The sequence below is a fragment of the Flavobacterium suaedae genome, from assembly GCF_014642915.1.
GTDB lineage: Bacteria > Bacteroidota > Bacteroidia > Flavobacteriales > Flavobacteriaceae > Flavobacterium > Flavobacterium suaedae.
In genome coordinates, this window is sequence record NZ_BMJE01000002.1 from 285164 (window position 1) to 310249 (window position 25086).

The 25086-nt window shown below is 34.9% G+C and carries 24 protein-coding genes; 18 read left to right on the top strand and 6 right to left on the bottom strand.

Going from position 1 to position 25086, the window contains the following annotated elements:
- The first annotated feature begins 43 nt into the window (after positions 1-43).
- From IEW45_RS04255 to IEW45_RS04275, 5 genes are all read left to right on the top strand, one after another.
- Positions 44-547, top strand: coding sequence for a hypothetical protein (locus IEW45_RS04255; RefSeq protein WP_188619989.1), 504 nt, complete (start codon positions 44-46; stop codon positions 545-547).
- 98 nt (positions 548-645) lie between these two features.
- Positions 646-1209, top strand: a complete 564-nt coding sequence (locus tag IEW45_RS04260) for a hypothetical protein (RefSeq protein ID WP_188619990.1) — start codon at positions 646-648, stop codon at positions 1207-1209.
- Between the two features lie 239 nt (positions 1210-1448).
- A complete protein-coding gene (locus IEW45_RS04265) occupies positions 1449-1979 on the top strand; it encodes an inorganic diphosphatase (protein ID WP_188619991.1) in 531 nt (176 codons plus the stop codon).
- Between the two features lie 114 nt (positions 1980-2093).
- Positions 2094-4520 (top strand): sodium-translocating pyrophosphatase, encoded by a 2427-nt coding sequence (locus tag IEW45_RS04270; protein WP_188619992.1) that lies wholly within the window; start codon positions 2094-2096, stop codon positions 4518-4520.
- A 142-nt stretch (positions 4521-4662) separates the two neighbouring features.
- Positions 4663-5115, top strand: a complete 453-nt coding sequence (locus IEW45_RS04275) for a hypothetical protein (protein WP_188619993.1) — start codon at positions 4663-4665, stop codon at positions 5113-5115.
- 74 nt (positions 5116-5189) lie between these two features.
- Here the strand turns inward: IEW45_RS04275 and IEW45_RS04280 are convergent, their stop codons facing one another.
- From IEW45_RS04280 to metK, 3 genes are all read right to left on the bottom strand, one after another.
- Positions 5190-5804, bottom strand: coding sequence for a deoxynucleoside kinase (locus IEW45_RS04280; RefSeq protein ID WP_188619994.1), 615 nt, complete (start codon positions 5802-5804; stop codon positions 5190-5192).
- A complete protein-coding gene (locus IEW45_RS04285; protein WP_188619995.1) occupies positions 5804-6598 on the bottom strand; it encodes a hypothetical protein in 795 nt (264 codons plus the stop codon). Before IEW45_RS04285 ends, IEW45_RS04280 begins: the two co-directional genes overlap by 1 nt.
- A gap of 105 nt (positions 6599-6703) precedes the next feature.
- Entirely contained in the window at positions 6704-7954 is a 1251-nt protein-coding gene (gene metK / locus IEW45_RS04290) for a methionine adenosyltransferase (protein ID WP_188619996.1), read from the bottom strand.
- Positions 7955-8319: 365 nt separating this feature from the next.
- Here metK and IEW45_RS04295 point away from each other — a divergent pair, with 365 nt between their 5' ends.
- The 3 genes from IEW45_RS04295 (at position 8320) to IEW45_RS04305 (ending at position 11182) form a co-directional block, all read left to right on the top strand.
- Positions 8320-9549: a tail fiber domain-containing protein gene (locus IEW45_RS04295; RefSeq protein WP_188619997.1), complete on the top strand. Its 1230-nt coding sequence runs from the start codon at positions 8320-8322 to the stop codon at positions 9547-9549.
- Positions 9550-10111: 562 nt separating this feature from the next.
- On the top strand, positions 10112-10555 hold the full coding sequence (locus IEW45_RS04300; protein WP_188619998.1) for an OsmC family protein: 444 nt from the start codon (positions 10112-10114) through the stop codon (positions 10553-10555).
- Between the two features lie 99 nt (positions 10556-10654).
- Positions 10655-11182: a hypothetical protein gene (locus tag IEW45_RS04305; RefSeq protein WP_188619999.1), complete on the top strand. Its 528-nt coding sequence runs from the start codon at positions 10655-10657 to the stop codon at positions 11180-11182.
- Here IEW45_RS04305 and IEW45_RS04310 read toward each other — a convergent pair.
- Positions 11177-11629 (bottom strand): hypothetical protein, encoded by a 453-nt coding sequence (locus IEW45_RS04310; protein WP_188620000.1) that lies wholly within the window; start codon positions 11627-11629, stop codon positions 11177-11179. The two genes, IEW45_RS04305 and IEW45_RS04310, sit on opposite strands and share 6 nt — an antisense overlap.
- Positions 11630-11846: 217 nt before the next feature.
- Here IEW45_RS04310 and IEW45_RS04315 point away from each other — a divergent pair, with 217 nt between their 5' ends.
- Together IEW45_RS04315 and IEW45_RS04320 are read left to right on the top strand one after the other, a co-directional pair.
- Positions 11847-12944: an acyloxyacyl hydrolase gene (locus tag IEW45_RS04315; RefSeq protein WP_188620001.1), complete on the top strand. Its 1098-nt coding sequence runs from the start codon at positions 11847-11849 to the stop codon at positions 12942-12944.
- Positions 12941-13696: a head GIN domain-containing protein gene (locus IEW45_RS04320; RefSeq protein ID WP_188620002.1), complete on the top strand. Its 756-nt coding sequence runs from the start codon at positions 12941-12943 to the stop codon at positions 13694-13696. Before IEW45_RS04315 ends, IEW45_RS04320 begins: the two co-directional genes overlap by 4 nt.
- Before the next feature lie 11 nt (positions 13697-13707).
- Here the strand turns inward: IEW45_RS04320 and gldA are convergent, their stop codons facing one another.
- Positions 13708-14616: a gliding motility-associated ABC transporter ATP-binding subunit GldA gene (gldA, locus tag IEW45_RS04325; protein WP_188620003.1), complete on the bottom strand. Its 909-nt coding sequence runs from the start codon at positions 14614-14616 to the stop codon at positions 13708-13710.
- A gap of 61 nt (positions 14617-14677) precedes the next feature.
- Here gldA and IEW45_RS04330 point away from each other — a divergent pair, with 61 nt between their 5' ends.
- From IEW45_RS04330 to queA, 8 genes are all read left to right on the top strand, one after another.
- Positions 14678-15769 (top strand): bifunctional 3-deoxy-7-phosphoheptulonate synthase/chorismate mutase type II, encoded by a 1092-nt coding sequence (locus IEW45_RS04330; protein ID WP_188620004.1) that lies wholly within the window; start codon positions 14678-14680, stop codon positions 15767-15769.
- A 126-nt stretch (positions 15770-15895) separates the two neighbouring features.
- On the top strand, positions 15896-16852 hold the full coding sequence (rsgA, locus tag IEW45_RS04335) for a ribosome small subunit-dependent GTPase A (RefSeq protein ID WP_188620005.1): 957 nt from the start codon (positions 15896-15898) through the stop codon (positions 16850-16852).
- A complete protein-coding gene (gene dtd, locus IEW45_RS04340; RefSeq protein WP_188620006.1) occupies positions 16852-17304 on the top strand; it encodes a D-aminoacyl-tRNA deacylase in 453 nt (150 codons plus the stop codon). Before rsgA ends, dtd begins: the two co-directional genes overlap by 1 nt.
- A 49-nt stretch (positions 17305-17353) precedes the next feature.
- On the top strand, positions 17354-19255 hold the full coding sequence (locus IEW45_RS04345) for a DUF3858 domain-containing protein (protein ID WP_188620007.1): 1902 nt from the start codon (positions 17354-17356) through the stop codon (positions 19253-19255).
- Positions 19256-19291: 36 nt separating this feature from the next.
- Positions 19292-21319 (top strand): transglutaminase family protein, encoded by a 2028-nt coding sequence (locus IEW45_RS04350; protein ID WP_188620008.1) that lies wholly within the window; start codon positions 19292-19294, stop codon positions 21317-21319.
- Between the two features lie 2 nt (positions 21320-21321).
- Positions 21322-21648: a nucleotide pyrophosphohydrolase gene (locus tag IEW45_RS04355; RefSeq protein WP_188620009.1), complete on the top strand. Its 327-nt coding sequence runs from the start codon at positions 21322-21324 to the stop codon at positions 21646-21648.
- 13 nt (positions 21649-21661) lie between these two features.
- Positions 21662-22894, top strand: coding sequence for a 3-phosphoshikimate 1-carboxyvinyltransferase (gene aroA / locus IEW45_RS04360; RefSeq protein WP_188620010.1), 1233 nt, complete (start codon positions 21662-21664; stop codon positions 22892-22894).
- 138 nt (positions 22895-23032) lie between these two features.
- The gene (gene queA, locus IEW45_RS04365; RefSeq protein ID WP_188620011.1) at positions 23033-24082 is read left to right on the top strand and encodes a tRNA preQ1(34) S-adenosylmethionine ribosyltransferase-isomerase QueA; all 1050 of its coding nucleotides are present in this window, start codon (positions 23033-23035) and stop codon (positions 24080-24082) included.
- 55 nt (positions 24083-24137) lie between these two features.
- On the opposite strand, the gene IEW45_RS04370 is transcribed toward queA, so the two are convergent.
- Positions 24138-24998 carry a hypothetical protein gene (locus IEW45_RS04370; RefSeq protein ID WP_188620012.1) on the bottom strand — a complete coding sequence of 287 codons (861 nt, stop codon included), beginning with the start codon at positions 24996-24998 and terminating at the stop codon, positions 24138-24140.
- Between the last annotated feature and the right edge of the window lie 88 nt (positions 24999-25086).

Below are 25086 nucleotides of genomic sequence, written 5' to 3' on the forward strand. Positions count from 1 at the left end.
AAATTATTGTATTTTAGTAAAAATTAAGAAATTACTTTTTTATATGATTAAGTATATAGTTGCATCTGTTTTTATGGTGTTTTTGTTTGTTTCTTGTAATAGTGAAAAGAAACAAAAAGGAACTCACCCTGATATGGGTTTAATAGTAGGTAAGGTTGAGGGAAACAGTTTTGAACTGATGAACACAAAACTTGTTGAAAAAGAATGGTCTGAAAGGGTTTCTCCGAAAGGTGAGGTTATGGCTTTTAAAGGCTTTGAAATCATAAAAGGGACAACGCAGGGGGATAGTGAGAAGGATTTTTATATGCTTTTTGCCAGAACTGATGACGGCACTACTCATGTTGCAGCTTTACTTACTTTAGTAGACGGAGAGTTTTATTTTCAAAAAAACGAAACCGAAACAGGAAGCGTATATACAGTAATACAATGTAACGGCGAGTGTAATGAAGGTTGCCTCCCCATAGTGATTAATAAAGGCGAGGGCAACTATTTAAGTTGCTCACCTTGCGACAATTGCCTGAAAACAGAAAAAAGTATAATCCAATAGTTACGTTTAATTAGTATATAATTAACGTAGCATCAGTTAGTTGAGGTTGTCTTTTTTTAGTAACTTTGGTTATATATACCTAACTAAAATATTTTGCAATGAAAAAAGACACCTTAAAACAAGTACAGCTATTACTCTTATTGCTGTTAGTTACCGTATCCTGTAGTACAGAAGATACAACGATCTCCTCTGGCGAAAGAAACTTGAAAAATAATGATGTTGCAACTGCTGCCGCAGAGCAATCTTCATATTGGGATGGCGCTATAGCAGAGGTAAAAAACGGAGATTATACTTTTGTTGTAGACACACTACTTATAAAAAACGATTTGGAAGTAGTGTTAAATGACATGGGATTTCAAACCAATCTGCAAGAATTAGCTATAATAGACAAAGTAGCTACTAATGATTCGTCAAGTATAACCCCGTTTTTAATAGGAAAAGACAATAATGGAATTACCATTGCAAGAGTGCTTGAAAAAAGAGGAGCTACATTATATGTAGAAAGGACTGATTCAGGGTTTATGGTAAATATAACCTGTACAGGGTGTATTGATGGTTGTAATATAGACTACCTTAATATAAATGGTAAATCAGTACCATACTGTAACGAAAACGGTTGTTCAAAATATGATTGTTCAGAAACCCGTTCTGATTCAAAGTAAACAATATTGATTATTTACAATAAAAAGCCTCTGTTATAACAGAGGCTTTTTATATTATGTTACCTGTGTAATAAACTTATATGATATAATTATTTAAAAAAGTACTAAAAACCATATTCGTATTATTTTTCCGTAAAAATTATCATAATTGCAGTATCTATTAGGCTTATATAAACTTGCATTACACTATTTTTGTACTACTTTTGCAATCGCTTAATAAAGAAAATAATTATAGAAATATGTCTGCAGCAAACTTAAAAACATTTGACGTTCTTATAGAAATCCCAAAAGGAAGCAGGAACAAGTATGAGTATGATTTTGAATTAAAAAAAATACGTTATGACAGGATGCTTTTCTCTTCAATGATGTATCCTGCTGATTACGGATTTATTCCTGAAACATTGGCATTAGACGGAGACCCGCTTGATGTTTTAGTTTTAGTAACGGAGCCTACTTTCCCTGGTTGTGTAATGGAGGTTAAACCAATTGGTGTATTCCACATGGCAGATGAAAAAGGACCGGATGAAAAAATAGTTTGTGTTCCTGTATCAGACCCAATTTGGAACAGACTTGAAGACCTAAGTGATATGAACCCTCACTTATTGAAAGAGATTGAGCACTTCTTCCAGGTATATAAAGACCTTGAGCAAAAGAAAGTAGATGTAGGAGGATGGGGTGACGCTGCTGAAGCTCGCGAAATCATAGATAAGTGTGTAGATCGTTTCGAAAATCTTGAGGACAGACCTGAATCACTTTTCAGTATAGCATAAGTATTTACTAATAAATACGTAGTAGAAAAGCAATATTCTTAAAAAGAGTATTGCTTTTTTTGTTTTTGTTTTGTTACATTTACAATAACTTAACAATCAACTAAAGCTATTTTTATGGATTCTATTATGATTTACATTCCGGTCATCATGGCCGTTTTGGGACTTTTATTTATGGCAGTAAAACGTTCTTGGGTTTTAAAACAAGATGCAGGAGACGGTAAAATGAAAGAGATTTCAGATCATATATACGAAGGAGCCCTTGCTTTCCTTAATGCAGAATATAAATTACTTACCATATTTGTAATAATAGCCAGTATAGCACTGGCTATTATTGCTTATATAGTGCCCACAACCCATATGCTTATTATAGTAGCCTTTATTTTCGGGGCTATATTTTCAGCATTGGCAGGTAACATGGGTATGAAGATAGCCACCAAAACCAATGTACGTACCACTCAGGCAGCACGTTCCAGTTTGCCAAAAGCACTAAAAATATCTTTTGGTGGTGGTACTGTAATGGGGCTTGGCGTTGCAGGTTTGGCAGTACTGGGTTTAACAGTATTCTTTATTGTGTTCTTCCATTACTTTATGGGAGGAGTATGGACAAATACTATGGATATGACGGTAGTGCTGGAAACCCTTGCGGGTTTCTCACTTGGGGCAGAGTCTATAGCACTTTTTGCCCGTGTGGGTGGTGGTATTTATACCAAAGCTGCCGATGTAGGTGCAGACCTTGTGGGTAAAGTAGAAGCAGGAATACCTGAAGATGATCCGCGTAACCCTGCTACTATAGCTGATAACGTAGGGGATAATGTAGGAGATGTAGCAGGTATGGGTGCTGACCTTTTCGGGTCGTATGTAGCAACAGTACTGGCTGCAATGGTACTGGGCAATTATGTATTAAAAGATATACTGGCAAGTAACCCGACTTTTACCGATGCCTTCGGTGGGATAGGACCTATTTTGTTACCTGTAGTTATTGCAGGCTTTGGGATACTGTTTTCTATAATAGGAACAATGCTGGTAAAAATAAGCAGTAACGATGCTAAAGAAGCGCAAGTACAAAGCGCACTAAATATAGGAAACTGGGTTTCTATTATAATGGTAGCTGTAGCATCATACTTTTTAATAGATTATATGTTGCCTCCAACTATGAATATGGAATTCTATGGAGAAGGTGCAAAAGAAATAGCATCTATCCGAGTATTTTATGCAGCTATAGTGGGGCTTGTAGTTGGTGGTGTAATATCATCCGTTACCGAATATTATACAGGGCTTGGCAAAAAACCGATTTTAGCTATTGTACAAAAATCAAGTACAGGAGCAGGAACTAATATTATTGCCGGACTGGCAACGGGTATGATTTCTACTTTCCCTACTATATTACTTTTTGCAGGTGCTATTTGGGCATCGTATGCTTTTGCAGGTTTTTACGGGGTAGCACTGGCTGCCTCGGCTATGATGGCAACTACTGCAATGCAGTTAGCTATTGATGCTTTCGGACCTATTGCCGATAATGCAGGTGGTATTGCTGAGATGAGCGAATTACCTAATGAAGTACGTACCCGTACTGATATATTAGACTCTGTAGGGAATACAACTGCAGCAACAGGTAAAGGTTTTGCCATTGCATCTGCTGCGCTTACCTCACTGGCGCTGTTCGCTGCCTATGTAACCTTTACAGGTATTGACGGTATTAATATTTTCCGTGCCCCGGTATTAGCTATGCTTTTTGTAGGGGGAATGGTTCCTGTGGTATTCTCGGCACTTGCCATGAATTCGGTGGGTAAAGCTGCTATGGATATGGTTTATGAAGTGCGCAGGCAGTTTAAAGAAATACCGGGCATTATGGAAGGTACAGGCAAGCCGGAATATGGTAAATGTGTACAGATATCTACTAAAGCAGCACTTCGTGAAATGATGCTTCCGGGATTACTTACTATAGGTTTCCCTATTGCAATAGTATTATTGGGAATGCTTATTTATCCTGATAATAACGAGTTGGTAGCAGAAATGCTCGGAGGTTATATGGCAGGTGTAACGGTATCTGGTGTGTTATGGGCAGTGTTTCAAAATAATGCAGGTGGTGCTTGGGATAACGCTAAAAAATCATTTGAAGCAGGGGTTATGATTAACGGAGAAATGACCTACAAAGGCTCTGATGCACATAAAGCTGCGGTAACGGGAGATACGGTAGGGGATCCATTTAAAGATACTTCAGGACCATCTATGAATATTTTAATTAAGCTTACCTGCCTTATCGGTTTAGTAATTGCTCCGATATTAGGCGAACATGAGGCTTCAGAGCATGGCTTAGCTACACCAAGTGCTACAGTTATAGAGCAACCTGCAGTAACAGGTTTAGAACAGCGAGAGGAAGTAACTATAGACCGACAGATTGATGCTGATGGGAATGTTATAGCTACCGTAACGGTTTCTACTATAACAGAAAAAGAGACAATAAAAACAACAGAAGAAATATTTGAAGGAACACCTGAAGAGGTTAATCAAAAAATTGCAGAATTTAAAGAGAACAGGTAATAGTTTGTAATCAATAAAAAGCCCTGCAATTTATTTTGCAGGGCTTTTTTGTTAATATATAATAATTAATTATTTTTCCGGCTATGTTTTAATTTAAAATAAAAAAGTAGATTTGCGCAAATCTTTTAAAAAAATTTAACCAATGAAAAAAATTTATCTATTTGTTGCTGTTGCCTGTGCAACAGTTTTTAGTTCTTGCTCTAGTGATGACGATTCTAACGATTCAGCTAACTCTAATGCACCGGTAGTAGTTACTATTGATGGTCAGAAGAAATATTTTGAAGAAGTAGATGTAGAAGTAAACGGGTCAAGAATTTATGTTACTGCTTTAACTAAAGACCATGCTGATGTTTTATCATTTGAAGCTCAAGTCCCTTATACAGGAGAGGAATCAATATACGATTTAGAGTATAAAAAAGGTAACAATACTTATTATGAGTCGTATGAAAATAATGATGAAGGTATTATAGATAATGTAGAGATATGTACTGAGCACAAACTTAAAGGAACATTTCATGGTAATGTAGTGTCTTACCAAGGAGAAACTCTAGATTTCATTACAATGACTAATGGTTCTTTCGATTTAGTATATTAGTATAAAGTTTACAAATTGATATAAAAAAGCCCTGCATTTATTTTGCAGGGCTTTTTTTATTTAGACAGACTGTTTTAAAATAGTCCGTTTAACTCCGCGTTAATTTTATCTACTATAATTCCTAAGTCCTCTGGTTTATCTACAAAGTCCAGTTTGTCCACATCCAGTACTAAAAGTTTTCCTTTGTCGTACCCTTGTATCCATGCCTCGTAACGCTCGTTAAGTCGGTTCAGGTAATCTATAGAAATAGAGTTTTCATAATCACGTCCGCGCTTTTGTATTTGCTTTACCAAATTAGGCACAGAACTGCGTAGGTAAATAAGCAAATCAGGAGCAGCTACAAAGCTCTCCATCATTTCAAAAAGCGACAGGTAGTTATTAAAATCCCTGTTTGTCATTAGCCCCATAGCATGGAGGTTGGGTGCGAATATGTGGGAATCCTCGTATATCGTCCTGTCCTGTATTATTTTTTTACCACTTTCACGTATTTGCAGTATCTGTTTAAAACGGCTGTTTAAAAAGTATATCTGCAAGTTGAAAGACCATCGTTCCATTTGGTGGTAAAAATCATCTAAATATGGGTTGTCCACTACATCTTCATAGTGAGGTTCCCATTTAAATTGTTTTGCCAAAAGTCCGGTAAGTGTGGTTTTTCCGGCTCCTATATTTCCAGCTACGGCTATATGCATTACTTAGGGAGTATTATATTGTATTGAATAATTTTATTGTTTGTAAAAATAGATAAAATTTGTGCGGTATAGTGAAAGCTTAAAAAGCTTTTTTCTGCAATTTCTATCTTGTTATATGTTGCTTCCTGTAGGTTATACAGGTAGAGGACGTTATCTTTTTTCAGTAAAACTTTTTTAGCAGAAATCAATTCCAGTTGGTCATAAGCAGGTAACGTTCCTAGAAACGATACTTTACCAAACAGGTTAACTGCATAAAGGTTATTTGTTTCGTCTGCCCAATAGAAATAGTTGTAGTCAGACTGGTAGTATTTCAATTTTTTGTTGAAAGGCGGTGTTAACGTTTTAAAAGTATTAGGTGTTAGTGAGTATAAACCAACCTGTTGCGTGTTAGTATCGTATACCCAAAGACGGTTTTGCGAAGCCAGTCCTACACCTTCGGCTACTACAGGCTGGTTTAATTGTGAGAAATTAATACGGATAGTTTCGTTCAGTTGATTATCTAATAGCACTACAGTATTAAAATCTTTATAAAACAGCACTATTTGTAATGGGTTTTGCAAATCAACACTATACAAGTCGCCCAAGGCTACTGCTTTAAAGTGTATTGTATTGCCATCTTTATATTTACGAAATTCATTATTGCCAATAGTGTACTTATACCCGAAATTATCTGTACCTACATATCGGTCAGTTCCGGCATTAAAGCTATGTAATAACTCCGCAGGTAAACTGGTTTCCTGTGCTTGAGTAATAATTACGCTTGCTGTAAATAAAAGATACAGAATAAATTTCATACTCTGTAAAAATAATAATTTATAAGGTGATATGTGTGTAATGCTTATTTAAAATAAAAAAGCCCCTGAATATTCAAGGGCTTAGTGTTGTATGTACATTTTGCTTTATAGGCTAAATGCTTCTTTTACTTTATCCACATAATCCAGTTTCTCCCAAGTGAAAAGCTCCACTTCAAGCTCTTTTTGTTCACCATTAGGAGCGGTAAATTTTTTAGTTACCGTTTGTGGCTTACGCCCCATGTGCCCATAAGCAGCAGTTTCGCTGTAAATAGGGTTTCTTAGTTTTAAACGTTGCTCTATAAAGTAAGGACGCATATCAAATAATTGCTCTACTTTTTTAGCGATTTCGCCATCGGTAAGATTTACATTATTTGTACCATAGGTATGTATGTATATCCCCATTGGTTTTGCTACCCCAATAGCGTATGACACCTGTACCAGTATTTCATCGGCTACGCCTGCGGCTACTAGGTTTTTAGCAATATGGCGTGTGGCATAGGCAGCACTACGGTCTACCTTACTAGGGTCTTTCCCGGAGAATGCACCACCACCGTGAGCACCTTTACCACCGTAAGTATCTACTATAATTTTACGACCTGTAAGCCCTGCATCGCCATGAGGACCACCAATAACAAACTTACCGGTTGGGTTAATGTGGTAGTTTATTTTGTCGTTAAACAAATGCGCATATTGCGGATTGTTTTTTATAACACGCGGAATTAAAATTTCTTTAATATCCTTTTCAATTTTTGCCAGCATAGTAGGCTCGTCAGCAAACTCATCATGCTGTGTAGAAATTACTATAGCATCAATTCTTACAGGCTTATTGTCATTATCATATTCCAGTGTTACCTGGCTTTTTGCATCAGGGCGTAAATAAGTAATTTCTTTACTCTCTCTTCTTAATGCAGCTAGTTCCTGTAGTAATTTGTGCGACAGGTTTAATGCTAACGGCATGTAGTCCTCCGTTTCATTAGTAGCATAACCAAACATCATACCCTGGTCACCCGCTCCCTGATCTTCTTTACTTTGGCGGTCTACCCCTTGGTTTATATCCTGAGATTGTTCGTGTATTGCCGAAAGTACCCCACAAGAGTTTGCATCAAACATATATTCGCCCTTAGTGTAGCCTATTTTCTTTATAACGTCACGTGCTATTTGTTGTACATCTAAATATATTTTAGATTTTACTTCGCCTGCCAGTACTACCTGTCCTGTAGTAACTAAAGTTTCGCAAGCTACTTTTGATTCCGGATCGAAAGCCAGAAAATTATCTATTAATGCATCAGATATTTGGTCAGCAATCTTGTCAGGGTGCCCCTCACTTACTGATTCTGAAGTGAATAAATATGCCATTTTTTAAACCTTTATTTTTAAGTAGAGAAGAGTGTAAAGTGCAACAAAAGCGCGCTAAAGATGTGGAGAGATACCCTGCTTTAGCATTTTTTATTGAGGTTGCAATCAGTACAAATCTTTCCTCGAAATTAATAGTGCAAATGTATAAAACCTATTTTAAATAGAGAAATTTTAATACTTATTATGTCATGAGATAAAAAATGAGATGCCCTACTGTAAATAGTTAAAATTTAAATATAAGATACTGATTAACAGTGGTTTTACTTTCCTAAACATCAGTTATTTTTTTGTTAAATTTTATTCTGTAAAAATTTTTGTGACGCTAAGCTAATTAATTTTAACATAACCTTAAATAATTATATATCATGAAAAAAATTATCATTCCGGCTTTCCTACTAATTAGTATGGTAAGCTTTTCACAAAACAGTTCTCAAGGAGCAGTGTCAACAACAATTCCAACTTCAAGCCTGGGAACACAGGAAATTTTTAGATTTAAGCCAGGGATTATTACACAATTACAAAACGGTACAGATTTCTCATTTGATGCCACAGCTCGTTGGCTGTCATTAGGCGAGTTAGTAACACCTCCATCAGGTCAACGCTTGCATGGACTTAGAATTCAGGATGAAGGAAAAGCTTTGGTAATGGGTTATAGCTCGGCTGAGACAAACGCGTTTATACAATATATAAGTCCCAATGCAGTTGGGAGGGGTTTGGATATAAAATTTGCTGATAGCTTTACCTCCACACAGTCCACTCTTGCAGCATCATTTAGGTCAAACGGTTCTACAGATTTTGGGTTTGCTGACAGTTTTTCTATAAGAAAGGAACTTTATCAAGTAGGTATCAGGTCAAGATTTTATAAAGGATTACTCATAACAAAGGGAGATAGTCAAATATCTCCGGCTAACTTTACAGCAGCCGATTTTAAAGGGCCAATTATCGCTACAAGTGCAACCTTTACCTCTGATGAGCAATTTAAACAGGATATAGAGGCGGAGGGTTCGGTTTTAGAGCTTATAAAAGCTCTTAATCCGGTAACCTATACCTTCAAAACAGATAATAAATTTGATATTTCATTTCCGGATGCGGTACAGCATGGCTTTATAGCCCAAGAGTTAGAGAAGTTGCTGCCCGAACTTGTTGTTAATCATAATGAAGAGGGTGTAGGTACATACAAAAGCGTAAATTACAATGGTATCATATCTGTTTTAACTAAAGGTATACAGGAATTATCAGAAGAGGTCGAATATCTTAAAAAGCAATTAGCCGATGCTAAAACATATGTAGTTTCTAAAGATAACTTTACTGCTACCGAAATGGACAAAATTGCTGAAAGTGGTTTTTATTTAGGACAAAACACACCAAATCCGTTTGATAACAGTACAGAAATTGCCTATTCTTTTCCTAAAGGTGCACAGAATGTAGTGCTTATGGTGTTTAATTTAAGCGGAGAGAGTTTAAAAGAATTTACTTTAAAAGAAGAAAAAGGTACAGTTACACTTGATGCCAGTGAATTTAAACCGGGTCTGTATTTATACAGCCTGATTAGTAATAACAGCGAGATTATAACTAAAAAGATGTTAATTAAATAATCTGATTAGCTATACTGCTTGTCTAAAAACTAATAGTATTCTAAAACGTTTGAGTGTTAAATTTTAATTTTTATTTGTTTTATTGAAAAATACTGTAGAAGTTTGTTGAGCAATAATCAAGCAAATAAAATGAATTTTATAACCTGTCAATATCGCAATCATACTATGTGGAATATGTCCGCCAGGGTTGCTGTTGATTTTGTTATAGAAAATATTTAAAGATATAACATACATAAAATATAAACAGCAGCCCTTGCCCAACAAAGCAAGGGCTTTTTTATTATAACAATTTTAAATTTCGGTATAGCATTTAGTAACTAACAGTAATAAGAAAATGAAAACGTTTTTCGCACATACAACATCCGATTACAATCATTCAACCTGTATTTATAACAATACTACATGGATGTGGATGCGCTATATGTATATGCGACTACCAAAGCGAAAGACTTAAAGATTTATTATACAATAATCAAGTTTCAGCCCTTTTGGTAACCGCTCCAAAAGGGCTTTTTGTTTAAACACAATTTTTATAAAACTACAATACATAAAAAATAAAACCATGAATGCTAATTTAATAAATGTACTGGGCTATACCGGAAACAACAAACAGTTTGTTGTTAAAACACTAAATACTGATTTAAGAGTAAGTGAAAACTCAAAATACCCTGAGCTGGAAGGTCCAAACCCTTACGAGTACTTACTGGCAGGCTTTGCAGGCTGTATTAATGCCCTTGGGCAAAGCATTGCAAAGGAACAGGGCATAGTGTTACGCTCATTACAAATAGAAATAACGGGCGATTTAACCGCATTATCAGCGGAAGCGAAAGAAGCAAAACCGGGCTTTAGTAGTATTGAAATTAAGCTGAAGCCTGCTACTACAGTATCCAGAGAAGTGCTGGAAAAGTGGATGAATGAGGTGCAATTAAGGAGTCCTGCTTACAATATGTTGGTAAACAACATTCCCGTTTCATTAGTCCTGAATAAGGACTATTTATATAATTAATACAATGATTAAAGTTGTGATATAAGTTGTTTTTTGTTTGTTTCATGAAGTGGCTGCCTTCGGCATCCCGAAGGCAGTTCTCTTCTTTAATTAAAAATTATGATCAGTAGAATAAACATAGTACTTTTTGGTATAGGTAATGCCGGGAGTGCCTTAATAGATAAAGTAGTAAAGAATAATAAAACCCTTGTTTTAGAGCGCAAGCTGGATATAAGATTCCCAATAATAACTAACTCAACTGTGGCATTTTATGAAAAAGAAGGTGTCAATTACTCATGGGAAGCTAATTTTATACAATTCGGAATACCTTTTAAAATGGAAGACGTACTAAACTTTGTGCGTGCCTATGGTATGGAGAACCTTATAGCAATAGATGCTACCGCAAGCAACAGCCTGCCCGGTGACTATTTAGAGCTCGTAAAACAAGGGTTTACTATTATAAGTATAAATAAGGAAGTAGAGAAACTACCCGATAGTTTTGGTAAGGGAGTAAAGTTTTTAGCTGAAAGCAGAGACCTGGAATATGAGTTTGTAAAAACTGAACCAAATGATAAAGTAAAAATAGCTGAAAAGCTATATGAAACTGTATTGAAAGTAGCGGAGAGGCAAAAGTCTCTTACGTTATAAAACTTTAAAGTACTCAAGTAATTTTATTATAGATAGTATTATAGCAAGTGTACTACCTAATTTTATAATATACCCCCATGTTTTCTCTCTAATGATTTTTCTTCTATAATATTTTTGCCAGTAATTAAAATATGCCCAATTTTCACCAACAGCTTCAAAATCTATAAATCTGTGGCTTCTAGTTTCATCAAGTCCGAATAATGCTGGTAAAAGACCACCAGTAAACATTTTTCTGACCTTTCCTTCCATAAGGTAGTAATATTGTTTCTTTTTCTTTTTGTTTAGTTTTAATTCATTTTTATAGGAGTTGTAGCTATTATGTATTTGATTAATTTCCTGTTCATTATAGTTTTCATCTTTGATGTTTTGTTTCAAAAAAAATTCAAAGTCAAGTTCAGAAAGTAATTTTTTAGTATCTAGGTTTTCAAAATTTAAACTTGTTCTCATAATAAAAAGTAAGTAATTATTCTAGTATATGTGTTATAAAAATAGAGGAAAAACAACATTTGCAATATAAAATTTTTTCTATTACAGATATATAAATAATTGGTTTTGAAATTTATAGTGGTGCTTTATTACTGCTCTATATAAAAAGAAGGTAATATTAAGGAAGTGGCAAAAGCTGTTTTCTAAATTCTTTTATATTTGCCTCTCAATCTGTAAGATGAAGCACGTATTACTTCTTTTGCTATTATTTCCCGTTTTACTTTTTGCTCAAAACAAAGCAGAAGGTAACTATACAGTTGATGCCAGTTACTTTTATGGTAATATAATTCCGCACCGTAAGTCGATACAACACCTTATTACAGGACATCCTGAGGGAGTAATCATAAGTTTTAACCGAAAAACTTTTGGTAAAAAAGAATGGGAACGGGTATATAACTATCCTGATTGGGGCTTTTCATTTCAGTATGAGGATATGAAAAACCAGTCTTTAGGAGAAATGTATGGTTTGTACGGTCATTATAACTTTTATTTTTTTAAAAGGCATTTATTATTTCGAATAGGGCAGGGGGTAGCGTATAACACCAACCCTTATGACAAAGAAACTAATTTCAGGAACTACGCTTATGGTGCCAGTGTAATGCCTTCTACTTACTTTATGCTTAATTATAACCATGCTGATATATGGCAAGGAATAGGGATTCAGGCAGGACTTTCGTTTATTCATCATAGTAATGCCAGCATGAAAGCACCAAATACCAGCACCAATACTTTTGCGGTGAATGTAGGTTTGAATTATACATTCAGCAGAGATGAAAGTATAGCATACATCCCCTTACAAAAAGATACTGTTGATTATAAAGAGCCTGTTAGGTATAACATAGCCTTTAGAGGAGGAGTCAACGAAAGTGATGTTATAGGCAGCGGTCAATACCCATACTATGCACTTTCGGTATATGCTGATAAACGTTTTACCAGAAAAAGTGCTTTTCAGTTAGGGGTTGATTTTTTCTGGCCGAAATATTTAGAGGAATATATAAAGTATAAAGCTGTAGCGTACCCCGAAGAAAATGTTGATGGTACTACCGATTATAGAAAAATAGGGGCTTTTGTGGGCTATGAATTATTTATAAATAAACTGTCGGTAGAGGCTCAGGCAGGTGTTTATGTGTACGAACCTTTTAAATATACAGGTAGTCTATATCAGCGTGTAGGCATGAAATATTACATAAGCAAACCTATATTTACAGGTGTTGCACTTAAAACACACGGAGCAAAAGCAGAAGTACTTGAGTTTACTATAGGAGCAAGGTTATGAGTTTTAAAAAGGTATATTTACCCATAGTAGTTATTGTATTATTGCAGCTTTTTACGGGCTGTAATAGTGAATCGTCGCCGGAATGTTATAGGAAAGCCGGCGATACTCTACTATATGATGTTGAGGTAGCATCGTTTAATAAAATTCATATATCTCCCGGTATAGAACTGATTATAGCACAAGGCGAGGAGCAAAAAGTAACCGTACAAACAGGTGAAAATCTAAAAGAATATATTACTGCTGAGGTTAGAGAAGACGGTGAGTTATTTATCACAAACAGTAATAATTGTAACTGGACTAGAGATTACAATAGTACTACTGTAACGGTAACAACACCTGTTTTAGAACGCATATATTCGGCTTCGCAGTTTGCTGTAAAATCAAATAGAATTTTGAGTTTTCCGTCTCTCACATTGGAATCAGGTTTACATAGTGAAACAGCTTCAGGTATATTTGATTTACAATTAAATGCAGAGAGCTTACTGGTACAGGATAACCAGTCGTGCTATTACAAAATATCAGGGCAGGTAACTAATTTGAATGTGAGTTTTTATTCAGGCGATGCTCGTTTTGATGGAGCTAACCTTGTTGCTGAAAGTGTATATGTATTCCACCGAAGTTCTAATGATATTATAGTAAACCCGCAACAGCAAGTGTCAGGAACTATATATTCTACCGGTAATTTAGTACTTAAAAACGAACCTCCTGTTGTAGATGTAGAACAGTTATACACCGGTCATATAGTTTACTAATAATAGTTAGATTATTCTTCTTTTTGCTTATTTGTCATTTCTCTGAAAATAGCTTCCAGATTTTTATTCTTTTGGTTTAATCGAAGTGTTTTTAAACCATTGTCATGTGCAAAATCAAATATAGTTGGGCGCATATCCTCTTTAGTGTCAAAAGTCAGTTCCCATGTAAAATCAAATACATTTACGTAGTTTTTAAGGTGTGGAATGCTCTGTAGTAATTGCTCTTCTACTCTGTAATCAAACTCAACCTCTATAATTTGCTCACTGTCACCGGAAAGACTGTTTAATTTTTTATCAGTAACAATTTCTCCTTTATTGATGATGATCACCCTGTCGCATATTGCTTCTACTTCCTGCATAATATGGGTTGACAGAAACACCGTTTTATCCTTGCCAATATTCTTTATTAGCTCTCTTATTTCAACAAGTTGGTTAGGGTCTAGTCCCGTTGTAGGTTCATCAAGAATTAATACTTCAGGATCATGCAGTAATGCTGTTGCAAGCCCCACACGCTGGCGATATCCTTTAGAAAGTTGTCCTATCTTTTTATTAGCCTCAGGGGTAAGCCCTGTAAGTTGTATAACCTCATCAATTCGGCTCTTGTCTACTTTATAAACATCAGCATTAAAAGCAAGATATTCCCTAACGTATAAATCAAGGTAAAGCGGGTTGTGTTCAGGCAGGTAGCCTATAGATTGTTGTACCGCTTTTTGCTGTGCTGCTACATCACTGCCGTTTACTAAAGCTGTTCCGCTATCAGCACTCAGGTAGGTGGTAAGTATTTTCATAAGGGTTGATTTTCCTGCACCGTTAGGACCAAGAAAACCTACAACTTCGCCTTTGTTTACCGAGAAAGAAACATTGTTAAGTGCTTTTTGGGCACCATACATTTTAGAAATAGCTTTAACTTCTATAGACATAGCATGTTTGTTTTAAACAAAAGTAGTAAGAATTCCATAATTTTGTGTCATAATAAAGAAGATGGAAAATAATAGTGAAATGCACCAATGGTTAAATGATTTAAAAGTATCGCATCCATTGGTTATAGCCGGGCCTTGCAGTGCAGAGACAGAAGAACAGGTTTTAGATATAGCAAGGCAGTTAAAAGATTCTGATGTTACAATATATCGTGCAGGCGTATGGAAGCCGCGCACAAGACCCGGAGGATTTGAAGGTGTAGGAGCAATAGGTTTAGAGTGGTTGCAAAAAGCAAAAGCCGAAACAGGTTTACTTATGGCTGTTGAGGTGGCTAATGCCAACCATGTAAAACTGGCACTGGAACATGATATTGATGTACTTTGGATAGGGGCGCGTACTACAGTGAACCCTTTTGCTGTTCAGGAAATTGCCGATGCTTTACAAGGGACTGATAAAATAGTACTGGTTAAAAACCCTGTAAACCCTGATTTAGCTTTATGGCTGGGCGGACTTGAGCGTATATATAATGCAGGTATCAGAAAACTAGGTGTTGTACATCGAGGGTTTTCGACTTACGAAAAAACTAAATATAGAAATATACCGGAGTGGCAAATTCCTATTGAACTACAAGACAGGTTCCCTGATTTACCTATTATTTGTGACCCTTCGCATATTACGGGTAAACGTGATATGATTCAGCAGGTTTCACAGCAGGCACTCGATCTTAATTTTGACGGCTTAATGATTGAAACACATTGCAACCCTGACAAGGCTTGGAGTGATGCAGCACAGCAGGTAACTCCTGAAAGACTAAAGCAAATTCTGGGTAACTTGGTTATTCGTAAACAAACCAATGAAACAGAAAGTTTTAAATGCTTACTGGAAAAGTACAGGATGCAAATTAATGAGCTTGATGATAAAATGATTGATGCTTTAGGTAAACGTATGCAAATTGCTCAGGAAATAGGCGGGCTTAAAAAAGAAAACAATGTAGTAGTACTACAAAACAAACGCTGGAAAGAGGTTTTAGAGCGCATGATGGCATTAGGTAAAGAGCAGGGACTAAGTGAAGATTTTATTAATAATATGTTCAGAGCAATTCATCAGGAAAGTATAAACCATCAGGAAAAAGTTTTAAATAAAGACGTACCCTAGTTTTTAGTTTGCACTTTAAATAGCCAAGGTAGAATATGCAAAAGCTGTTTCATAAAAAGAAGCAGCTTTTTTAATGTGTTATATTTTAATAGCGTTGTAGCATAGGTATTTATTATCTTTGCCATTATGACAGGACTTGTTTATAAATCTACAGGAAGCTGGTATACCGTAAAAGCCGAAGACGGAACTTTTTATGAGTGCCGTATAAAAGGAAAATTCAGGATTAAAGGTATTAAAAGTACTAACCCTGTTGCGGTGGGCGATGTTGTAGATTTTAAACTTGAAGAAAGTGGCAACGGAGTTATTAATAAAATACACGAGCGTAAAAACTACATAATACGCAAATCCGTAAACCTGTCTAAACAAGTGCACATAATAGCATCTAATGTAGATAAGCTGTTTCTTTTAGTTACTATAAATAACCCAACCACTACTACCAGTTTTATAGACCGTTTTTTAGTTACTGCCGAAGCCTATGGCATTGAAGCGGTAATAGTTTTTAATAAAATAGATACTCTTGACCGAGAAGCTGAAGATGAACAACTTTATCTGCAATACATATACAGTAAAATAGGTTATAAATGCCTTAGAGTTTCTGCAACGGAAAATAAAGGTATTGAAAAGCTTAAAGAAGAAATGAAAGATAGTATTAGTATCTTTTCAGGACATTCAGGGGTAGGAAAGTCTACTTTGGTGAATGCACTGCAACCTTCTTTAAACCTTAAAACCAAAGAAATCTCCGAACAGCACAGCCAGGGGCAGCACACCACAACATTTGCAGAAATGTTCGACCTTGATTTCGGTGCTAAAATTATAGATACCCCCGGTATTCGCGGTTTTGGTGTGGTAGATATGGAGCCTGATGAGGTAGGTGATTATTTTCCTGAATTTTTTGCTTTAAAAGAAGAATGTAAGTTTAATAACTGCCTGCATAAAGAAGAGCCTTATTGTGCTGTAAAAGATGCTTTGGATGCCGATGAAGTAGCATGGTCGCGCTACCGTAGTTATATTCAGATACTGGAAGGAGATGATGAAGCCTACAGGACAGATATTTATGGTGAAGGAAAAAATAATGAGGAGTAATGAGAGTAGTATTACAAAGGGTTAGTGAAGCCTCGGTAACAATAGAAGGAGAAAAAGTTTCAGCAATAAATAAAGGTTTACTTGTATTGCTGGGTATAGAAGACGCCGATTCTACAGAAGATATAGAATGGTTAACAGGTAAAATAACAAAGCTCAGAATATTTGGTGATGAAGAAGGTGTTATGAACCTTTCCATACAAGATGTTTCGGGCGATGTTATTGTAGTAAGCCAGTTTACCCTGCATGCAGCTACTAAAAAAGGTAATCGTCCATCATATATTAAAGCAGCAAAACCAGATGTAGCTATACCGTTATATGAAAGTTTTATAAATAGTATGGAAACCGTTTTAGGTAAGAAAATACAAACAGGTCGTTTTGGTGCAGATATGAAAGTCACTTTGGTTAATGACGGACCTGTTACAATATTAATAGATAGTAAAAACAGAGAATAAAATTTTCATTTGGGGTAAATTATCCTATTTTTGACGAAATTTTTTTAACATGTTTTTAAGAATTTCCATCCTTTACCTATTATTACTCATACCTCAAGCTATTTTTTCACAAAAAGAATACTCTATAACTGCTATTCCGGATGACTTACTGGATAATGCCAATGCGGTAGTAAGGTATAATGAAACTGATGTAACAATCAACTCCCGAAAATCTATGAAGATTAAAAAGAAAAGGGTTGTTACGGTTTTAAATGAGAGCGGCAGCAAATTTATAAAAGCCCGAGAGTTCTTTACTAAATCATCTAAAGTTAAAGATATAGAAGCCTATATTTATGATGCATCGGGTAAGGAAATAAAAAGAATAAAAGAGAAAGACTTCAGAGAAGCATCTGTTTCCGAAGGTTCTGTTATAAGTGATGACAGAGTACTTTATTTAGATTATTTACCATCTCAATATCCTTTTACCGTAGTATATACCAGCGAAACAGAAACACCTAATACTGCTTTTATACCGGGGTGGGCACCAATGGAGGGCACTTCTGTAAGTGTAGAAAAAAATATCTTTACTATATCATGTAAAGACGATTTAGGCTTTAAGTATAAGACCTACAACTTTGATGATACTATAGAAATTACTAAAGAAAGTAATACTAAACTTGGCTTAAAGGTAGAGCGTATGCCTGCTTTAGAAAGAGAGGATTATGCTCCTTCTTTTGAAAAAATAGTACCTGTTGTACTTTTTGGTCTGGATAAGTTTAGTTTAGAAGGTGTAGAAGGAGAAGCTACAAGTTGGGAAGTATTTGGAGCCTGGATGTATAATAACCTTTTAACAGGTACAGATGAATTACCTAAAAGTACCATTGAAGAAATACAACAACGCACAAAAGGTATAGAAGACCCTTTACAGAAAGCAAAAATAGTATATAAGTACATGCAGGATAAAACCCGCTATATAAGTATACAGCTTGGTATAGGTGGCTGGAAACCTATGCAAGCTGAGGATGTAGATCGTTTAGGTTATGGTGATTGTAAAGCACTTACCAACTACACCAGAGCTTTACTGGAAGCTGTAGGGGTAGAATCTTATTACACAGTTATAAATGCAGGCTCTGAGCAGGAAAGCCTTCATGAAGATATGGTTTCTACTCAGGGAAATCATGTAATATTAGCAATTCCTCATAACGATGATTATGTTTGGCTGGAATGTACCAGTCAGAATGCGCCCTTTGGTTTTCAGGGTAACTTTACTGATAACAGATTAGCACTTGTAGTAAAACCGGAGGGAAGTGAGCTGGTACGTACACACCAGTATAAAGTTGAAGAAAATACACAACATTCAAAAGGGCAATATACCCTTAACGGAAGTGGTGGTATTTCAGGAAATGTAAATTTCGTTTCTAAAGGACTTCAATATGACTATAAATATAGAATAGAAGGATATTCTGATGATGAATTGGAGGAGCGATATAAAAATATGTTTGACAACATAGGCAACCTTACCCTGAAAGAAACAAAAATTAAAAATGACTCTGATAAAACAGAACTTATTGAAAATATTACTCTTGAAGGGAAAAGATACGGTACTGTAAGCGGTAATCGTGTAATATTTGCCGTAAATGCATTCAATCCATATAACGGTATTCCTAAAAGATACCGAAACAGGAAAACAGATTTTGAAAGAACGTTTGGTTTTTATGATACTGATGAAATTGAAATTAGTATGCCGGAAGGGTACAGTATTGAAGCAAAACCTGACGATATAGTAATAACAAGTAAGTTTGGAGAATATGAAGCAAAATTTACTGTTACTGAAACAGGAAAACTAAAATATGAACGTTCTTTAATAGTAAATGAAGGCTATTATAAAAAAGAGGAGTACAATGACTTCAGACAGTTTTTTAAAGAAGTTTCTCAGGCAGATAATGCGAAAGCTGTAATTATAAAACAATAATAACCCCTATACCTAAATTATTAAACCAGAATCAGAATGAAAAAAAGTTTATTACTACTCTTAGTATTTGTTTCAACTACAATTACAGCCATTGCTCAGGAATTTGAGTTGGGAGAGGTAACAATAGAAGAGTTAAAAGAAGAGTCAAATGAAATTGACCCCTCGGCTTCAGCTGCAATTTTATATAAAACAGGTACTACTTATTTTGATATAGATAAAAACGGAAATTGGCTTATTGTAACAGATGTTTCTGTAAGGCTCAAGATATATAATAAAGATGGGTATGACTATGCAACTGTTGAAGTGCCTTTTTATACAGGAAGCAGCCGTAGCCAAAGAGAAAGCGTTATTTTTAAAGAAGCCTGGACCTATAATTTAGAGAATGGTAAAGCAGAAAAGTCAAAACTTAAAAAAGAAGGTAAATTTACAGAAGAAATTAACGATATATGGAGCGTTGAAAAGATTACATTACCGGCAGTAAAAGAGGGTTCTGTAATTGAATACAGATACATAAAAACATCTCCATATATACGCACCATTCCTACATGGTATTTTCAGGAGGAAATCCCTATAAACAGTATACAGTATACATTAGAAATTCCGCAGTACTTTGTATACAATAGGATACTTAGTCCCTATATGCCTGTTGAAGAAGATGTAAATACCGAAAGAATAACTAAGGAATATAGCAGTAATGGGCGTAAAGCCGGTTACGGACAGGTTAATACCACTATTCGCAGCCAAATGGGTAGTGTAAGTTATTATATACACAGAAAAACATATACGGTACGAAATGTATCACCCCTTAAAGATGAAAGCTTTGTAGATAATATAGATAACTACCGTTCGTATGTAAAGCATGAGTTAGCAAAGACAAGTTTTCCTAACGAATTTGAAAAAAATTATGCAACCGATTGGACTACCGTTGTTAAGTCAATATACAATGATGAAAATTTTGGTAGGGAGTTAAATAAGTCAGACTATTTTGAAGATGACATTAAAAACGTATTAAAAAATAATAAGTCCGGAGATGATGCAGTTACTGCAATATATAATTATGTAAGGGACAGAATGACTTATAACGATAAATACGGTTATGAGTGTAGAAAAGGAGTTGAAGAAGCTTACGAAGATAAAACAGGTAATGCAGCTGAAATTAACCTGATGCTGGTAGCAATGCTTCGTTATGCAGGCTTTAATGCAAACCCTGTATTGTTAAGTACTCGTGATAACGGGCATGTAGCTTTTGTAAACAGAAATGAGTTTAACTATGTAGTAGCAGGATTAGAATCTCAGGATAATGTATTATTTCTTGATGCTACTACAAAGCAGGGAGCACCGGGACTTTTACCTGTAAGAGCACTAAATATAATTGGTAGGGTAATAAGAGATAATCTTTCATCAGAACAAGTTAGCCTTATACCTTCTATAATTTCTATAAAAAATAATACCATACTGGCTACTATAGATGAACAAGGTAATATTGAAGGACAGGTAAGAAGGCAGTATTTTGATTATAATGCTTTTATGTTTAGAATGGCATATGGAAATATTGACGAAGAAGAATATTTAATTAAGCAGGAAAAAAGATTAGATGATATAGAAATATCTGATTATACAGTTGAAAACCGTAAAGAAAATTACAACGAGCCTGTTGTAGAGAAGTTTTCATTTGTAGGAGATGGTCTGGCAGATGTTGTGGCAGATAAAATATATATATCGCCAATGCTGTTTTTCTCTATGACAGAAAACCCTTTTAAACTAGAAGAGCGTAATTATCCTGTTGATTTTGTTTTCCCTTCTCAGGATAAACATACTATAAACTTAAACATACCTGAAGGGTATGTAATAGAATCAATACCCAGCCCAATGGATGTTATGATAGAAGGAAATGTTTGTACCTTTACGTTTAAAATTGGTTCGAGAGGTAATATGATTCAGGTTTTAGTAAGCGAAAATGTAAATGTTAGCCGTATAAATCCTGAATATTACAGTCAGTTAAAAGACTTTTACTCTACCATAGTTAAGAAGCAGGGAGAAAAAATTGTATTGAAGAAAGCATAATTATGGATATTAAAAATGCCCAACTGGCAGTAGATAACTGGATAAAAGAGCATGGGGTTCGTTATTTTAACGAACTTACAAACATGGCACAACTTACAGAAGAAGTTGGTGAAGTGGCTCGTATAATAGCGCGTCGTTATGGTGAGCAAAGTGAAAAAGAAAGCGATAAAAATAAAGATTTAGGCGAAGAACTTGCCGATGTAGTTTTTGTTGTACTTTGCCTGGCTAACCAAACAGGTATAAACTTACAGGAATCCTTTGATAAAAAAATGGATTTAAAAAGTAAGCGCGACCATGACAGGCACCATAATAACGAAAAATTAAAGTAATAACTTTATTATAATGAATATACGGTTAGATCAGATTAATACTATTACCGAAACTCATATTGAACTTTCAGGTAGTAAGTCTGAAACTAACCGTATATTACTTTTACAGACATTATTTCCTGCTGTATCGTTACATAATATATCGAATGCGGATGATACCCAAATCATGCAGCAGGCACTTCAAAGCAAAGAAAGTATTATAAATATACACCACGCCGGTACTGCTATGCGTTTTCTTACCGCGTATTTTGCAATGCAAGATGGTAGAGAGGTTGTACTCACAGGTTCGGAGAGGATGAAGGAACGACCTGTAAAAATACTGGTAGATGCACTTAGAAAACTGGGAGCTACTATCGAATATACAGAAAATGAAGGCTACCCACCACTATGTATAAAAGGGAAAAGTCTTAAAGAAAGCAATGTTACCATTAAAGCAGATGTTAGCAGCCAGTATATTACTGCTTTGTTATTGATAGGTGCTAAATTGCCCAAAGGCATCACTATAACATTGGCAGGAGGAATAACATCATTACCCTACATTGAAATGACGCTGGGTTTACTTAATAGTGTGGGTATACAGGCTTCTCTAAACAATAATATACTTACAGTAGCGCCTGTAAAAGAACTAAAACCAATAACACTTACAGCCGAAAGCGATTGGAGTTCGGCATCATACTATTATGCTGTAATAGCACTTTCGCCAGTAGATAGTAAGATTAGTTTGTCTTCTTTTAAACAAAGTAGCTTACAGGGAGACTCTGCACTTGTAGCTATCTATAAAAACTTTGGAGTAGAAACAGCGTTTAGAAATGGTACTATAATACTTACTAAAGTTCACCAAGATTATTCTAATACTTTAGAGCTGGACTTAAAAAATACTCCTGATATAGCGCAAACTATAGCAGTTACTTGTTTCGGTTTAAATATAAAATGTAAATTAACAGGTTTACATACACTAAAAATAAAGGAAACAGACAGACTTGAGGCGTTGAAAACAGAACTGGAAAAATTTGGAGCTACAGTTACTATAACAGAAGACAGCTTGTCAGTAAACGGGCAAAAAGCTAATCATACTTCTCAGGAAGTCGCTATAGATACTTATAATGACCACCGTATGGCTATGGCATTTGCACCTTTAGCATTAAAATATTCGTTTACTGTAAATGATGCTGAAGTAGTTAGCAAATCGTACCCAGACTTTTGGGAAGACCTAAAAAAGGCAGGTTTTTCAGTTGCCAAGGTTTAAAATCACTGTTTTAACCCATTTAAAATTGCGTATTCCTGTAAATAGTTGTCAAAACACTTGACAACGCCTGTTTCATGATAGTATATTTGCAGTCTGTAAAAATAGCGCCTCTATTGCGCTGAAATTAAAGAGAAAAAAATGAAATTATCAAACTTCAATTTCAACCTGCCGGAAGAATTACTTGCTGAGTTCCCTGCTGAAAACCGTGATGAGTCACGCTTAATGGTGGTAGACAGAAAAACCGGAACTATAGAACACAAACTTTTTAAAGATGTGTTGGATTATTTTGATGAAGGTGACGTAATGGTGCTTAATAACACTAAGGTTTTCCCTGCAAGATTATATGGTAATAAAGAAAAAACCGGAGCGAGAATAGAAGTTTTCCTTTTAAGAGAACTTAATTCAGAACAACGCCTTTGGGATGTGCTGGTAGACCCTGCAAGAAAAATAAGGATAGGTAATAAACTTTATTTTGGTGATGATGATTCATTAGTAGCAGAAGTTATAGATAATACAACTTCTCGCGGAAGAACACTACGTTTTTTATATGATGGTTCTTATGAAGAGTTTAGAAGAAAACTTACAGAACTTGGTGAAACACCAATACCAAAATACATAAACCGTGATGTAACTCCTGAAGATGCAGACCGTTACCAAACAATATATGCAAAAGAAGAAGGAGCTGTAGCAGCACCAACTGCCGGTCTTCACTTCTCTAAGCATCTGTTAAAAAGACTGGAAATAAAAGGAATTGACTTTGCTGAAATTACACTTCACGTTGGTTTAGGTACATTTAACCCTGTTGAGGTAGAAGATCTTTCTAAACACAAAATGGACTCTGAGGAATTAATGATTACTCAGGAGGCTTGTGATATTGTAAACAAAGCAAAAGCACAGAAAAGAAAAGTTTGTGCAGTAGGTACAACCAGTATGAGAGCTATGGAAAGTTCTGTTTCATCGCAGCAAACACTTAACCCATATGTAGGGTGGACAAATAAATTTATTTTCCCTCCTTATGATTTTAGTGTTGCCGATTGTATGATAACAAACTTCCACACACCAAAGTCTACACTGCTTATGATGATATCTGCCTTTATGGGGCACGATCTAATGCGTAAGGCTTATGACGAAGCGGTTAAAGAAAAATATCGTTTCTACACGTATGGTGATGCAATGCTGATTTTATAATCCGAATAAGCATAATTCAAAATAAAAAAGCAGAGATATATCTCTGCTTTTTTATTTATTTTTTCATCAGTATAAAAGTAGGTTTTTCTTCAATAATATACCCAGTTTCAGGTATAAACTCATCCTCTGTTTTTTCATCAGGATAACTTCTGTTACTATAAAGCATAATTTTATCGTCTTTTATTTCATAATGGTATAAATCAGAATAAGGTTCATCTGAAGATGATAGAAAAATCATGTCAATAGGTTTAAGTTCTACAACAAAATTATACTGTAGTTCATAATTGGTTATGCTGTCAAAACCTTTAACTGTACCATTTCTTTGAAATATAAATTCCTTTTGAGTTATACTATCTACATAAGTTCCTTCAAATAGAATATGGTTAAGTTCATAATCTAGTTCATCAATATTTTTTGAGTGGCTTATTCTTGTATATAATATTTTTTTCCTTTTAGGAATAGTATACATTATTTCCAATTTGTCTTTTTTGAGATACATTGAAAAATCCATTTCTTCAGGATATTCATTCTTTCTGGAAACATCGAATATAAAATTATTGGTATCTGTATTATATTTTATAGGATATGTATATCCTCCTTCATTTTCTGTGAACCCCCAAATACTACTTTTTTCGCTTAATAAATTTTCTTCGTAAAGATAAAACCCTAAGATGTCTGAATAATAATTCCTGCTTTTAGATATTGATTTACTGACTTTAATACTATCTAAATAAGAACTGTTTATCCATAATCCGCTTAGCTGTTTAGCAAGTTTATTTAGTTTACTATTAGTAGCCTCTTTTTTAATTGTAGTATCAGTTACGTTATCTGGGTCGATACTTGATTTAACCGGAGTGTCTTTTTTACAGCTTATAAAAAGAAAACTACTTAAAATAATTAGTCTTATTATTTGCATTAGATTGATTTTAAAGTAAAAGTAAAAAAATATAAGTTATGAGGTAAATTCAAGTATAGAAAGCTTTTTAAATTAAGAAATTGGCAAT